General features: G+C 67.0%; 18 protein-coding genes. 8 read left to right on the forward strand and 10 right to left on the reverse strand.

The features are described from left to right. Positions 1–34 precede the first annotated feature (34 nt). Together GQ674_RS10230 and GQ674_RS10235 are read left to right on the forward strand one after the other, a co-directional pair. Positions 35–514, forward strand: a complete 480-nt coding sequence (locus GQ674_RS10230; protein WP_159496989.1) for a hypothetical protein — start codon at positions 35–37, stop codon at positions 512–514. After that, complete coding sequence (locus tag GQ674_RS10235) at positions 511–942, forward strand: hypothetical protein (RefSeq protein ID WP_159496990.1); 432 nt, start codon at positions 511–513, stop codon at positions 940–942. Before GQ674_RS10230 ends, GQ674_RS10235 begins: the two co-directional genes overlap by 4 nt. Here the strand turns inward: GQ674_RS10235 and GQ674_RS10240 are convergent. Next, positions 939–1361, reverse strand: a complete 423-nt coding sequence (locus tag GQ674_RS10240; protein ID WP_159496991.1) for a RidA family protein — start codon at positions 1359–1361, stop codon at positions 939–941. The genes GQ674_RS10235 and GQ674_RS10240 overlap by 4 nt on opposite strands. Positions 1362–1493: 132 nt before the next feature. Between GQ674_RS10240 and GQ674_RS10245 the strand changes: the two genes are divergently transcribed. Together GQ674_RS10245 and GQ674_RS10250 are read left to right on the forward strand one after the other, a co-directional pair. Next, positions 1494–2420 (forward strand): LysR family transcriptional regulator, encoded by a 927-nt coding sequence (locus GQ674_RS10245; RefSeq protein ID WP_159496992.1) that lies wholly within the window; start codon positions 1494–1496, stop codon positions 2418–2420. A 35-nt stretch (positions 2421–2455) separates the two neighbouring features. Next, complete coding sequence (locus GQ674_RS10250; RefSeq protein WP_159496993.1) at positions 2456–2830, forward strand: hypothetical protein; 375 nt, start codon at positions 2456–2458, stop codon at positions 2828–2830. Here the strand turns inward: GQ674_RS10250 and GQ674_RS10255 are convergent. Continuing rightward, positions 2735–3148 carry a helix-turn-helix domain-containing protein gene (locus GQ674_RS10255; RefSeq protein WP_159496994.1) on the reverse strand — a complete coding sequence of 138 codons (414 nt, stop codon included), beginning with the start codon at positions 3146–3148 and terminating at the stop codon, positions 2735–2737. The genes GQ674_RS10250 and GQ674_RS10255 overlap by 96 nt on opposite strands. Positions 3149–3289: 141 nt before the next feature. Between GQ674_RS10255 and gstA the strand changes: the two genes are divergently transcribed. Continuing rightward, positions 3290–3919, forward strand: a complete 630-nt coding sequence (gene gstA / locus GQ674_RS10260) for a glutathione transferase GstA (RefSeq protein WP_159496995.1) — start codon at positions 3290–3292, stop codon at positions 3917–3919. 37 nt (positions 3920–3956) lie between these two features. Here the strand turns inward: gstA and GQ674_RS10265 are convergent, their stop codons facing one another. Together GQ674_RS10265 and GQ674_RS10270 are read right to left on the reverse strand one after the other, a co-directional pair. Then, a complete protein-coding gene (locus tag GQ674_RS10265) occupies positions 3957–4277 on the reverse strand; it encodes a hypothetical protein (RefSeq protein ID WP_128095708.1) in 321 nt (106 codons plus the stop codon). Positions 4278–4364: 87 nt separating this feature from the next. Continuing rightward, positions 4365–4733 carry a hypothetical protein gene (locus tag GQ674_RS10270; RefSeq protein WP_159496996.1) on the reverse strand — a complete coding sequence of 123 codons (369 nt, stop codon included), beginning with the start codon at positions 4731–4733 and terminating at the stop codon, positions 4365–4367. A gap of 183 nt (positions 4734–4916) precedes the next feature. On the opposite strand from GQ674_RS10270, the gene GQ674_RS10275 reads away from it, so the two are divergent. Both GQ674_RS10275 and GQ674_RS10280 read left to right on the forward strand, forming a co-directional pair. Then, on the forward strand, positions 4917–6041 hold the full coding sequence (locus tag GQ674_RS10275) for a histidine kinase (protein ID WP_159496997.1): 1125 nt from the start codon (positions 4917–4919) through the stop codon (positions 6039–6041). Next, entirely contained in the window at positions 6038–6814 is a 777-nt protein-coding gene (locus tag GQ674_RS10280) for a LytTR family DNA-binding domain-containing protein (protein WP_159496998.1), read from the forward strand. The genes GQ674_RS10275 and GQ674_RS10280 overlap by 4 nt, the downstream gene beginning before the upstream one ends. A 99-nt stretch (positions 6815–6913) precedes the next feature. Here GQ674_RS10280 and map read toward each other — a convergent pair whose 3' ends face one another. Continuing rightward, a complete protein-coding gene (gene map / locus GQ674_RS10285; RefSeq protein ID WP_159496999.1) occupies positions 6914–7684 on the reverse strand; it encodes a type I methionyl aminopeptidase in 771 nt (256 codons plus the stop codon). Then, positions 7681–7893, reverse strand: a complete 213-nt coding sequence (locus GQ674_RS10290; protein WP_038687903.1) for a ParD-like family protein — start codon at positions 7891–7893, stop codon at positions 7681–7683. Before GQ674_RS10290 ends, map begins: the two co-directional genes overlap by 4 nt. Before the next feature lie 137 nt (positions 7894–8030). Here GQ674_RS10290 and GQ674_RS10295 point away from each other — a divergent pair, with 137 nt between their 5' ends. After that, positions 8031–8411, forward strand: coding sequence for a hypothetical protein (locus GQ674_RS10295; protein WP_159497000.1), 381 nt, complete (start codon positions 8031–8033; stop codon positions 8409–8411). Here GQ674_RS10295 and GQ674_RS10300 read toward each other — a convergent pair whose 3' ends face one another. From GQ674_RS10300 to adiC, 4 genes are all read right to left on the reverse strand, one after another. Further along, positions 8412–8840 (reverse strand): Rid family hydrolase, encoded by a 429-nt coding sequence (locus GQ674_RS10300; RefSeq protein WP_236546254.1) that lies wholly within the window; start codon positions 8838–8840, stop codon positions 8412–8414. It lies immediately after the preceding gene. Positions 8841–8951: 111 nt separating this feature from the next. After that, the gene (locus GQ674_RS10305; RefSeq protein WP_159497002.1) at positions 8952–9854 is read right to left on the reverse strand and encodes a cation diffusion facilitator family transporter; all 903 of its coding nucleotides are present in this window, start codon (positions 9852–9854) and stop codon (positions 8952–8954) included. Positions 9855–9878: 24 nt separating this feature from the next. Continuing rightward, complete coding sequence (locus GQ674_RS10310; protein WP_159497003.1) at positions 9879–12167, reverse strand: Orn/Lys/Arg decarboxylase N-terminal domain-containing protein; 2289 nt, start codon at positions 12165–12167, stop codon at positions 9879–9881. A gap of 21 nt (positions 12168–12188) precedes the next feature. Continuing rightward, positions 12189–13538, reverse strand: coding sequence for an arginine/agmatine antiporter (gene adiC / locus GQ674_RS10315; protein WP_159497004.1), 1350 nt, complete (start codon positions 13536–13538; stop codon positions 12189–12191). Between the last annotated feature and the right edge of the window lie 6 nt (positions 13539–13544).

Here is a 13544-nt window from a genome sequence, read left to right on the forward strand (position 1 = left end):
GCGGGTTGCGGGCACCGTTGCGGCGACGCTCTGCTTGCCGCTACTGTTCCATCGCGCCGGCATCGATCGCTGCCGGACCGAAGACAGCAAGGAGCGTGCCGGCATGATGCAGGTCGTGGAGACCTTCGGCCTTGAACTGATGGCCTGGATGGGGGGCGTGGCGGCGGGGTACCTGGCGTGGGCGTCCGCCCCGTTCTGGTGGCCCGCGATGCGGGCGTTCGGCGGCCGTCGCCGGCTTCCGCGCCCGATGCTGTTCAGTGCCTGCGCCGGGTGCCTGGCCTATGCGGCGTACCTGGCGTGCCTGGTCGCCCTGCGCCTTCTGATCCTCGCGGCACCGCCGGTTTCCGCCGCGCTGGATCAGCTGGCATCACACCCCGGCATGGCCGCGACGCTGCTTCCCGCACTCGTGTACGGCATGCCACTGCTGGTGTTTACCGGATGGGCTGCGCGCTTTCTCGGCACACGCTGGGCGCGGCTCCTGCCGATGCCCCTTGATGCGCGGCCCACACCATGATCCCTGACGACGCGATCTTCCATGGTCTGGAGCTGCTCTGGGTGTCAGTACCCTTGTGGGCGCCTGCCCTGCGCGCCTTCCTGCCCTGGCGTCGCCTTCCCTGCGCCGGCAGGTTCACCCTGAGCGTCGCGGCGCTGGTCTACGGCGCCTTCGCCGCCTGCGTGGCGCTGGTGATGCTGCCGGCAGAGGTGCTGGCCACGTTCATCGGCCCACAACTGCTCGAGCTGGGCGCACCCGGCGGTCGCTGGGTGAGCGCGCTGCATGCCGATGTCGTGATGCCGGTGTTTTGGGCCTTCATCCCGGCGCTGCCCGGCGTGACCTGGGTGGTCATGCTGTTGCTGGCTAGGCGCTGGCCGGTCATCTGCGCCCGACTGGGCCTGCACGTCCTGCCTGTCCCTCAGCCCTCCCCGGACAGCACAGGCGCCTAGCGGGCGACTGCCGTTCCGTGCGCCGCCGCGTCCGGCAGCTTGGCGATCACTTTGATTTCCACGTCGAACCCATACAACCAGGTCACCCCGATGCCGGTCAGGGTCGGATACGGCGCCTGGCCCCAGTACTCGGGCACGATCGCCCAGACCCGGTCGAAGATCGCCTCGGGATCGACCAGGAACACGGTCACGTCGACCACATCGTCGAACGTGCAGCCGGCCGCGCCCAGCACCGCGTTGAGGTTCTCGAACGCGCGTCGCACCTGGTCCTCGAGCACCGGTTCGGGCGAGCCGTCCTCGCGGCTGCCGACCTGTCCTGACACGAACAGGAAGCCATTGGCGCGTACCGCCGGCGAATAGCGGTTGCGTTCGTACAGGGCCTGCCGGCCCGGCGGGAATACTACGTCACGGGTTGCCATCGTCTTCTCCAACGGCCATGCGGCCGATTCATTGCACTGCCGCCACGGTAGGCCGACGCGGCCCGGTGATAAACGCTCCACACCAGCCATCACTGTTTGTAGAATCCAAACAATTCCTCCCGGATGCCCCGCATGGACCGGTTCGACGCAATGCAGGCCTTCGCCCGGGTGGTGGAAACCGGCAGCTTCACCAAGGCCGCGCAGAGCCTGCACATGAGCAGGACCACGGTCACCCAGCTGGTACAACAGCTGGAGGCGCGGCTGCGTGTGCGCCTGCTCAATCGCACGACCCGGCAGGTCAACCTCAGCGCCGACGGCGCGGCCTACTACGAGCGCGTTGTCCGCCTGCTGGCTGACATCGACGATGCCGAAACCAGCCTGTCCGGTGCGGCCGCCACGCCGCGCGGGCGCCTGCGCGTGGATGTGCCTGCGCCTTTGGCGCGCCTGGTCCTGGTGCCGGCGTTGCCCAGCTTCCATGCGCGTTACCCGGAGATCCAGCTGCACCTGGGCGTCAGCGACCGCCACGTCGACCTGATCGACGAGCGCGTGGACGCGGTGATCCGCGGCGGCGAGATCACCACGCCGTCGCTGGTGGCCCGTCGCATCGGGGACCTGCAGGCCGGCCTGTACGCCGCGCCAGCCTACCTGGCGCAGGCCGGCACGCCGATGGACCCGCACGACCTGGAAAGCAGCCCCCACCACATCGTCGGCTACCTGCGCGCGCGCAGCGGCACGGTGTTGCCCTATGCCCTGCGCCGCGACGACCAGCAGCGCCAGGTGCACGGGCGGTATCTACTGGCGGTGGATGATGGCAACGCCTATCTGGCTGCGGGGCTGTCCGGGTTGGGCGTGCTGTGGCTGCCCGACTACATGGCCGCCGCGCACGTGGCCAACGGTGAACTGGTGCGCGTGCTGCCGGACTGGCAACTGGCGCCCATGCCGCTGTATGTTGCGTTTCCGCCGAACCGCCACGTCAGTGCCAAGCTGCGCGTGTTCATCGACTGGGTGGCGGCGCTGCTGGACACGGTCGCCCCGGTCCAGACGCTGGCCCTGCGCTGACCGTGCCGTCACTGAACGACCCCACCGAGATCGCCATGCCCCGTCGCTTCCGTGCCGCCCTGCTCGTCACCCTGGCCCTGGGTGCGCCGGCCGTGGCACAGACCAGCGCGCCCCCGACAACGCAGGACCCGGCGCTGACCGCCTTGTTGGACTGTCACTTCGGCTACGCCCAGCAGCACTTCCGCAGCAGCGCCAGCGCCACCGAAATCGCCACGGCGGCCGCCTCCTACTGCGAGCCGGCCTTGCAGGCGGCTGGCCTGGGCACCTACCTGCGCGCGCTGGATGCCGGGCTGCCGGCAGACAGCGCGGAGGCCTCACGCATCGGCATGCTCGACGAACTGCGCGGCATGCTGCCCGGCTTCACCATCGACAAGGTCCTGCAGTTCCGCGCCGCCAACGACGCGCCCTGAGCCGGCGCGCGCCTTCACCCACAACCCGAACTCCTTCATCACCTCGACCACCGGCTGCAGCCGACGGCCGTCGTCGGTGAGGGCGTATTCCACCTTGACCGGCACGGTGGCATACACGGTGCGGCGGATCAGCCCAGCCTCTTCCAGCGCACGCAGGTCCAGGGTGAGCATGCGCTGGGAGATCGCCGGCATGTCGCGGCGCAGGTCGTTGAAGCGCTTGGCACCGTCGAGCAGATAGGACGCAATGAGCAGGCGCCAGCGTCCGCCCAGCAGGCGCATCGCCTCTTCCACCGAGCAGCCCGATACGTTGTCTTTCATGGTGGGGCTCCGCGTGTGCCAACAGGTATACATTATGTACCTACACCACGAAATAGTGCCTTCTTCCGTTTTTATACCGGGCCCCTAGAATGCGCCGGGACGCCTCCCATCGAGGCCCCCGCCCTGCACCTGGATCCCGCGATGAAGCTCTACTACCTGCCTGCCGCCTGCTCGCTCGCCCCGCATATCGTGCTCAATGAACTGGGCCTGGATGCCACCCTGGTCAAGGTCGACCACCGTAACCATCGCACCGAACACGGCGAGGACTACCTGCAGGTCAACCCGCTGGGCTATGTGCCGGCGCTGGCCCTGGACGACGGCAGCGTGCTGCGCGAAGGCGCTGCGATCCTGCAGTACCTGGCCGACCAGAAACCCGAACGCGGCCTGGCCCCGGCCATCGGCAGCCTTGATCGCTACCGGCTGCAGGAATGGCTCGGCTTCCTTGGCACCGAGATCCACAAGGGCTTCATCCCGCTGCTGTACCCGGTGGCCGCCGGCAAGTACGTGGACACCGCACGCCCGAAACTCGAACAGCGCGTCGCTTGGATCGACCAGCAGCTGGCGGACCGCGACTACCTCATGGGGGATCGCTTCAGCGTGGCCGATGCCTATCTGTTCGCCTTGATCGGCTGGGGACAGGCGGCGTGGCTCACCTCGTACTACAAGGCGGACATCCATTTCGACCGGTTTCTGCATCTGCAGCGCTGGTATGCCCGCGTGCGGGCGCGCCCGGCCGTGCAGCAGGCCTTGGCCGCCGAAGGACTGCAGTAACGGCCTGCGTGGCCGCATGCCAGGTCGATTCGTGGCGCTACGGACGCCACATCAGGATCAACACCAGCATCAGCAGCATGGCACCCGCGCCGATGCCCAGCAGGCCAAGCTGGATATCGGCCATCCGCGAGATGCGCGCATCGCCCAGCTGCCGGTGGCGGCGCAGGAACAGGAAGCGTGCGTAGTCCGCATTGCCGTGATGGTGCCGGCCCAGCCCGAAGGTGTGCGGTTGCCCGAGCGCGGTGAAGACCTCGGGATGATCCCGGCGCAGCCACAGCAGCATCACCACATTGAACGGCAGGCTGGCGATGATCAGCAGAAATGCGATCAGCAGCAGCCGCCCCAGAACCTCTTCCATGCCTGCTCCCCCGAGCGTAGTGCGCCTGGCCATCCCCGATGGCGCTGGCGCGATGATAGCCCCGGGGTGAGGCAGGTCGAACCGCTATCAGCGGCCGGCCACCGTGGCCGGGGTGCGCGACCGCGGCAACGGCTGGATCGCCAGCGTATCGCCACGGCAGACATCCACCGCGTGATACACCGCGCGGCGGCCGTTGCCGAAGGTCATGCGCAGGTCGAAGCGGCAGCCCTGGTCGCCCAGGCGCACCACGCCGCTGCCGCCACCGCCGGGCAGCACCTCGATCGGGCGCACGACGAACGCATCGCTGCCGGCCGGCGCCACTTCCAGTGCCACTACGCTGTCATGGGCGCGGTTGAGCAGGCCCAGGTATCGCGCGTCCCCGGCGTGGGCGTCGGACGCGGCGAGGAGTGAAACGTGCAGCAGCGTGCAGATCAGGACGAGGCGGATCAGATTCATGGCGGCATCTCCGGGGTGGTGAAGGACACCCGCATCAGGCGCCTCCCGCCCACTGCCGCCAACCGATCCGGGACCAATCGTCGCCACGCGCGGGTCAATCGTAATGGGCCGTCATGGCGCTTTCCGGCCCCTCCCCCCACGCCTAAGATGGCCCTGCCGCACACGCGCGGCGCAGGACCGACCATGCTCATCCGCCTTGGCAGCACCCAGATCCGCCTGTCCCGCTACATCGCCCTGTGGACGATGGTGGCCCTGGTGTTCGCCATGCAGAACGCCATCAACGTGGGCATGCCCCGCACCGACTGGCCCTTCTGGGACCTGGCGCGCTGGTCGCTGATCCAGTGGTACACGTGGGCGGCGCTGGCCCCGACGGTGTTCCGCCTCGCCGAACGTTTCCCGATGCGCGGCACCGGGCGTTTCCACGGGCTGGGCGCGCAGGTACTGGCCAGCCTGTGCGTCACCTTCGCCGCGATGATGCTGGGCGCACTGGTTTCCACCCTGTTCGAGCCCAGCGGGTTTGCCGAGCAGCTCGGGTATTTCCTGGAGCAGCACTTCGCCATCGGCCTGTTGACCTACTGGACGTTGTTCGCGATCCAGCAGGCCCTGCATTTCCACGCTGAAAAGGCCCGGCGCGAACTGGAGGCCAGCCAGCTGGCCACCGAACTGGCGCAGTCGCGCCTGCTGTCGCTGAAGGCACAGCTGCAGCCGCACTTCCTGTTCAACACGCTGCACGCGATCATCACCCTGCTGGACGAAGACACGCTGTCGGCCGAAGACATGCTGCTGCGCCTGAGCGAACTGCTGCGTGCCTTCCTGGAAGACTATGACGGCCAGGAAATCACCCTGCGCCAGGAACTGGACCTGATCGAGCTGTACCTGGGCATCCAGCGCATCCGCTTCAAGGACCGCCTGACCACCCGCACCTATATCGCCCCGGACACGCTGGACTGCGCCGTGCCCAGCCTCATCCTGCAGCCGCTGGTGGAGAACGCGTTGCGCCACGGCATCGGCCAGCGCGTGGGCAGTGACACCATCGAAATCGACGCGCGGCGCGACGGCGACGCGCTGTGTATCGAGGTGCGCAACCGCAACAGCACGCTGTCGACCGAGCCGCCGGTGTCGGCCGGGCATGGCATCGGCATGTCCAACACCCGGCTGCGCCTGAAAGAGCTGTATGGCGATGCCGCCGAGGTCCGGCTGGACATGCTCTGGCCCGAAGGCGTGGCCTGCCGCATCCGGGTGCCGTTCCGGGTACTGGAGAGCGCCGACGATGCACCCGAGTTCACCCCCGGGGTGGCGCCGGCATGACCCTGACCGTACTGGTGGTCGACGACGAACCGATCGCCCGGCATGCCATCGTGCGCCTGCTGCGCGACGATGCCGACATCGAGATCGTCGGCGAGTGCGGCGACGGCGTGTCCGCGGTGTCGGCCATCCGCAACCAGTCGCCGGACCTGGTGTTCCTGGACATCCAGATGCCCGCCATCAACGGCATGGACGTGGTGGCCACGGTCGGTGCCGAGCGTATGCCGGCCACGGTCTTCGTGACCGCCTACGAGCAGTACGCGGTGAAGGCGTTCGAAGCCAATGCGGTGGATTACCTGGTCAAGCCGTTCAGCCGCGAGCGGTTCGCCGCCGCGCTGCAGCGGGCCAAGGCCCGGTTGTCGGCCGGGGCCGGGGTGGGCGCGCAGGCATCGGCGCAGATCCTGCAGGCGCTGGATGCACTGCGCCAGCGCGACGACTACCTGCAGCGGCTGCCGGTGCGCGTGGACGAGCACGTGGTACTGGTGGCGGTGGATGACATTGTCTGGATCAAGGCGGCCGGCAACAACGTGGAAATCCACCTGGCCGACCGCGTGCACGCGCTGCGCGACACCATGGCCAGCCTCGCCGCGCGCCTGGATCCGCGCCACTTCGCGCGCGTGCACCGCTCGGCCATAGTCAACGTGCGCCGGGTCAAGGCGATCCATCCGTGGTTCAACGGCCACCATGTGGTGACCCTGGATACCGGCCAGCAGCTGCGCATGAGCCGCTACCAGAACGAGGCGTTCCTCAAGCTCGTCTCCACACGCACCCCGTAGAGCCGGGCTCTGCCCGGCTGCGAGACACCCGCGCCCCGTAGAGCCGGGCTCTGCCCGGCTGCGGAACCACGGCACCCGTCCGGCCACGCACACCATCCATCACGCAACCAGCCCATGCTCCTCGGCGCGCAGGGTCAACACCTCCACCCCGTCGGCGGTCACCAGCACCGTATGCTCGGCCTGCGCCGACAGCTTCCCGTCGCGGGTGGTCACGGTCCAGCCATCCTCGCTCATGTCGATCGCCGCGCGGCCCTGGTTGATCATCGGCTCGATGGTGAAGGTCATGCCCTGCTCCAGCACCAGCCCGTCACCGCGCCGGCCGTAATGCAGCACCTGCGGCTCTTCGTGCATTTCCTGGCCGATGCCGTGGCCGCAGAATTCCTTGACCACGCTGTAGCCGTGCGCCTTGGCGTGCTGCTGGATCGCAAAGCCGATGTCGCCCAGCGTGGCGCCGGGCCGCACCACGCCAATGCCTTTCCACATCGCCTCGCGGGTCACCCGTACCAGCCGCTTGGCCGCATAGTCGACCTCGCCGATCAGGTAGGTCTTGCTGGAATCGGCAATGTAACCGCCCTTCTCCAGGGTGATGTCCAGGTTGACGATGCTGCCGTTGCGCAGCACGGCATCGGCCGAGGGCACACCGTGGCAGACCACGCTGTCGATCGAGCTGTTGAGTCCGTAGGCAAAGCCGTACTGCCCCTTGCTGGCCGGCCGCGCGTGCAGTTCGTCCACGATGAATCGCTCCACCCAGTCGTTGACCTGCAGCGTGCTCATCCCTTCCAGCGGCAGCCGGTCCAGTGCCTCGAACAGCTGCGCCAGCAGACGGCCGGAGGCGCGCATCAGGGCCTGTTCTTCCAGCGTCTTGATCATGCCTCTGCCACCCGCAACGCCCCGGGCGCGACCCCGGCCGCACGCAGTTCGCGGCTGACGATCTCTTGATAGCTCATGCCGGGGTTCATCTCGCACAGCATGCCGATCTTGATCCAGAAGCCGGCCTGGGCGTTGATCGAGCGGCCGGAGACGCCGCTGGCGCGGCGCAGGTTGTCGTGCAGTTCGTCGTCGATATTGACGATGCCCATGGGCTGACGTCCGAGTAGGTGATATACATAGCATATATGATTCATATATCCGCGCCAACCGCGACCCTGTCCATCGACTGCGGCAGGCGTGAGAAGATCCACGGTCTTGACCCACGATGCCAACAAGGACGCCGGAGATGGGAAGGATCGCCATAAGCACGTCGGTCGTGATTGCCGTGATCACCGGCGTGGCGTTGTTGGGCTTCTCCCCTGCGGGCTGCAGCTGTATCAGCCCGGTCGACATGCTGTCGTTCCAGGCCGGCTACAGTGCGCCCGGCACCTTGCTGAGCCCGGCGGCGCTGGAAGCCGGTCTCGACAAAACCCTGCACGGCAGGCCGCTCGCGCCGCACGTCCTTGGAGACGATCACTGCCGGCAGACAACCCCCGAGCGGGTGGTCTGCCGCATCCCGGTGCACACCTCGCCCTTGCTGGCGCGTGGGCTGGATGTCACCTACCAGGCCAGCGGAGGGCACATCACCCACGTGTCGGTCGCGCGCGCCGTCTGGCTGAACTACTGATCAGCAGTACGCCGTCGCCTCGATCTCGAACAGCATGCCGTCCAGCGCCAGCCGCGGCACGGGAATCAACGTGCAGGTCGGTGCCCGGCCCAGCGGCCAGCGTTGGCCGATCTGCGCGGACAGGACGCCCAACCGGTCCTTGTCATGGTCCACCACCAGCACCGTCAGCTTGGCCACGTCGGCCAGGCCCGCACCCGCCGAGGCCAAGGCGAGAGCCAGGTTGTCCAAGGCCTGCGCCACCTGCACCTCGAAGCGCGGCGAGAGCGTACCGTCGGCGGTTTCCCCGCCCTGCCCGGCCACGTGGATCACCCGCGCCGGCAAGCGCACCACCGCCACGTGCGAGTAGCCGTTTGCACTGGGGTCATACAGACCGGCGGGATTGATGAAGCCGAACAGGCCGGCCGGTGCAACGGGGGTGTCACTGAACACGGGGCATGCATCCATGGAGGGAGCACGCAGTGTCCGACCTCAACTGACGTTGAGGTCAACGACAATCGTTGAAATGCTGCGGTCCACGCCGAGCGGGTAGTTCGATGCCGTCTAGGTCCAGGCCGGATCGGCGGTGAAATCGATGGTCAGCCAGAACTCGCTGCCGCGTGCGTCCAACCGTTCAGCGATCTCGTCACGCAATGCATCCACGTTGTCGATGGTGCCGATCACGGTGTCCGGGCGGGTCAGGATGTGGATCTCGACGAACCGCATGCGCCCCATCTTGGCCACATGGCTGGTGAAGTCCAGATAGCCGTGCTCGGCCACAAAAGCACTCATCACCGCCTGCACGCGTGCGTCCAGCGTGTCGGGTGCCACCTGCAGCACCTCGCGCATGGCCTTCCAGGCACTGCGCAGCGGGACCGGCAGCACCGCAGCGCTGATGGCCGCCAGCACCAGCGGGTCCAGGTAGGGAATCCAGTACGCATGCGCACCACCGCGCAGCACCAGCGCGATGCCGAAGGCCAGCACCACCGCCAGGCTCATCAAGCCACTCAACAGCCAGGCCCGCACGTCCAGCCACAGCAAGGAGGATTGCAGGCGCAGCGCACGGGTCCGCACGAAGGCTGCCATGGCCAGGTTGCTCACACACAGTACCGCCGCCCACGCCAGCGCCGGACCGGCCTTGACCTCATGGCCGCCGGTGGTCAGCCCGATGATCGAATTGGCCAGCGCGTAGATGCAGGCCAGCGACAGGATCGCCCCGCCCAGTGCCTCCACCATCGGCTCCAGGTGCCAATAGCCGTACTGGAAGCGCGGGCTTTCTTCCCGCGCTACCAGCCGCAGCACCGACAGCGCCACCAGGGTCAGGGCCACGTCGACCAGGCTGTACACGCCGTCGAACAGGATGGCCTGCGACCCCACCAGCAGGCCACCGGCAAAGCCGGTGGCACTGACGGCCAGGGTCACCGCGATCGAGAATGTCAGAACCCGCTGCTCGCGTGCTGTATCCATCGCTTGCCGAGGGCCTGACCGCACTCAGACCTTCAGCACCTCCACCTTGTAGGTTGGCGTAGCGCCATCGCGGTCGATGATAAGCCCATGCACATCCGACTCGAAGCCCGGGAAGCGGGCGTTCTGCTCGCGGGCGATCCGCAGCGACTGGATGATCGGCTCGTCGCTGGCCCCGAAGCGCTCGCCCGGCATGATGGTCGGAATGCCCGGCGGGTACGGCACCAGCATGGTGCCGGCGATGCGGCCGCTGATCGCCTCGATGTCGACCCGTTCGATCTGCCCGCGCACCAGGTGGTCGTAGGCCTCGGCCGGGGTCATCACCGGCTCGGGCAGGTCCACGTACATCTCGCGCATCACCTTGGGCACGGCGAACTCACGGTTGAATTCATGCAGCGCCTGGCACAGGTCGCGCAGGCCCCAGCCGGCATAGGCCACCGGGTAGTCGGCGGCCAACCCCGGCAACGCCCGGCTCAGCGGCGCATTGGCGTCGTAGAGCTCCTTGAACGCCATCAGCTCGGTGACCAGCGTGCTCCACTTGCCCTTGGTGATGCCCATCGAGAACAGGAACAGCACCGAGTACAGGTTGGTCTTTTCCACGGTGATGCCGCGCGTCCACAGGAACTTGCTCAGCACCGCGGCAGGAATGCCGCGCTGGCCGATTTCGCCGTCGATCGACAGCCCCGGGGTCAGCAGGGTCACCTTGATCGGGTCGATCAGCACGTAGTCTTCGACCAGCCCGTCAAACCCATGCCAATGTGCGTCCGGCTGCAGGTACCACTCGCTGCGCTTGGCCACCATCGGCGCCGGCGCATCGCCCTTGGCCAGCGAGCGCTCCAGCTTGTCCGGCTGCCAGACGCTGAACCACCAGTCATCGCGGCCCAAGTCCTCGCGTACATGCAGCATCGCGCGACGGAAGGCGATTGCCTCGTCGTGCATTTCCTGCACCAGCGATTCGCCGGCCGCGCCCTCCATCATCTTGGAGGCCACGTCGCAGGCCGCGATCACCCCGTAATGCGGGCTGGTGGTGGTGTGCATCATGAAGGCTTCGTTGAACCGCTCCGCATCCAGCTCGCGGGTGGCCGCGTTGCGTACGTGGATCATCGAGGCCTGCGAGAACGCGGCCAGCAGCTTGTGCGTGGAATGGGTGGTGAAGATGATCGCGTCCTGCTCGCGCGGCTTGCCCTTGGCCATGCCGTAGTGATTTTCGTAGAACGGATGGAACGCCGCGTAGGCATACCAGGCCTCGTCGAAGTGCAGGAAATCGACCGCGCTGCCGATCTCCTCGGCGATCTTCTCGGCGTTGTAGCACAGCCCGTCATAGGTGGAATTGGTGACCACCGCGATGCGCGGCTTGGAGCCGGCCTTGAACGCCTTGCTGGCCAGCGGGTTGGCGGCGATGGCCTGGTGCAGCGACTCGGGCGTGAACTGGTCCAGGCTGATCGGGCCGATGATGCCGTGCGCGTTGCGGCTGGGGGTGAAGTACACCGGGATGCCGCCGGTCATGATCAGCGAATGCAGCAGCGACTTGTGGCAGTTGCGATCCACGAACACTACATCGCCGCGGCCCACGGTGCCGTGCCAGACGATCTTGTTGGCCGTGGAGGTGCCGTTGGTGACGAAGAAGGTGTGGTCGGCGCCGAAGTTGCGCGCCGCCTCGTTCTCGGCCTCCTTGATCGGGCCTGTGTGGTCGAGCAGCGAACCCAGCTCCGGCACCGAGATCGACAGGTCGCTGCGCAGCGTGTTCTCGCCGTAGAACTGGTGGAACGCACGGCCCACCGGCGACTTGGTGAACGCCACACCGCCGGCATGGCCGGGCGTATGCCAGGAGTAGTTGGATTCGGCCGTGTGGTGGATCAGCGCCTTGAAGAACGGCGGAAGCAGGTTGGCCATGTAGTCCTCGGCCGCCCGCATCACCTGGCGCGAGATGAAGCTCTTGGTGTCTTCGAACAGGAAGATGTAGCCGTGCACGAACTTGAGCAGCTTGCTCGGCACCTTCTCGATCGTGCGCCGTTCGCCGTACAGGAACACCGGCAGGTTGGCGCGCCGGGCCGTCTGCTCGCGCAGGAAGCCCAGCAGGCGCTGGAACTGCTCCGGGTTCTCCTCGGTGCCATCGATGGAGATCAGCACCGCCGAGGCCGCCACATAGGTGCGCGCGCCGGCCTGGGCGTCGGCCAGGGTCAGGCCGCACAGAACGCGCTGGTCGTTCTTGCGCAGCTCCTCGACCAGCGCACGAATCAGGATGCCCCCGATGCGCGGCGACTCGTAATCGTCATCGATGACGATGATGGGGTAATCAAGCGACTTGAAGTACACAGGCATTCTCCTGGGGGAAGATCACGAAAGCGTCGTGCGGACGGCGGCGTCCAGCGCGGGCAGCTGGCCACGCTGGCGGCGGCGCTCCTCGCTGAAGAACGGGTAGAACACCGTGATGAACAGCACGAACAGGAAGGCGTACTGGACGATGCTGCCCGACGACCCGAAGATCGCCCACAGGCAGTACACCACCGTGACACTGGTGAGCAGCCAGAACGCGCCGGTATGCACCAGCGCGTGCGAGCGCTCGACCACGAAATAGCAGGCCACGCACGAATAGATGTAGGGCAGCAGGGTGAGCACCACCGCAGCGGAGGTGATCACGTCGAACTGTGCCGACGCGGTTTCCGACGTCGAGGTGACCAGCACCGCCAGGGTCATCAGCACTGCCACGATCAGCACGCCCTTGACCGGCACGTCATCCTTGTTGGTCTTGCTGAAGATGCTCGGGAACAGGCCGTCATCGGACGCGGCCTTGGCGCTTTGCGCGGTCAGCAGGATCCAGCCACCCAGCGAACCGGCCGCGCCGACGAAGGCGCACAGGCTGACCAGCGCCCCACCCCACCCGCCCACCGCATTGGCGGCGGCCAGTGCGAACGGCGCATCGGACACCTGCAGGTCGCCATTGGGCACCATCCCCATGATCACCGAGGAGCTGGCGATGTAGGCAATGGCCGCCAGGAATACGCCGGCCAGAGTGGCACGGGCCACGTTCTTTTCCGGGTTTTCCACCACGCCGGCGGTGACCGAGGCCGACTCCACGCCGATGAACGCCCACAAAGTGAGCGCGGCGGCGCTGGAGATCGCGCCGAAGTTGGATTCGCCGGAGACGTTGTAGGCACCCTTGAAGATCGTCGGGTCGAAGAAGAACCAGCCGAAAATGGCGATGCCCAGGATCGGCACCAGCGCGAAGCTGGTAGTTACGGTCTGCAGCTTGCTCACGAACGACGGGCCGATCACGTTGGCGAAACTCAGTGCCCAGACCAGCGCCAGCACCGCCAGGCAGCGCGGCAATGGCTCGGACAGAATCGGAAAGAAGTAGCTGAAGTAACCCACCGCCGCGATCGGAATGGCCACGTTGCCGATCCAGTTGGCGAACCAGTAGATGGTGTTGGTCTGGAAGCCCATGTACGGGCCGAACCAGTCGCGCGCATAGGCGTAAGGGCCACCGGCCTTGGGCGCCAGCTTGCCCAGCTTGGCGAACACGAAGGCCAGCAGCAGCGCGCCGGCGGTGGTGATCAGCCACCCCCAGATCGACGCCGTGCCGATCTTCGCCAGGCTGGAGGGCAGCAGGAACACCCCCGAACCCATCATGTTGCCGGCCACCAGGAAGGTGGCACCGACCACCCCGATTTTCTTTGCTTCTGCCATGACGGT

It is taken from the genome of Stenotrophomonas sp. 364 (assembly GCF_009832905.1).
GTDB classification, from domain to species: Bacteria; Pseudomonadota; Gammaproteobacteria; order Xanthomonadales; family Xanthomonadaceae; genus Stenotrophomonas; species Stenotrophomonas maltophilia_AP.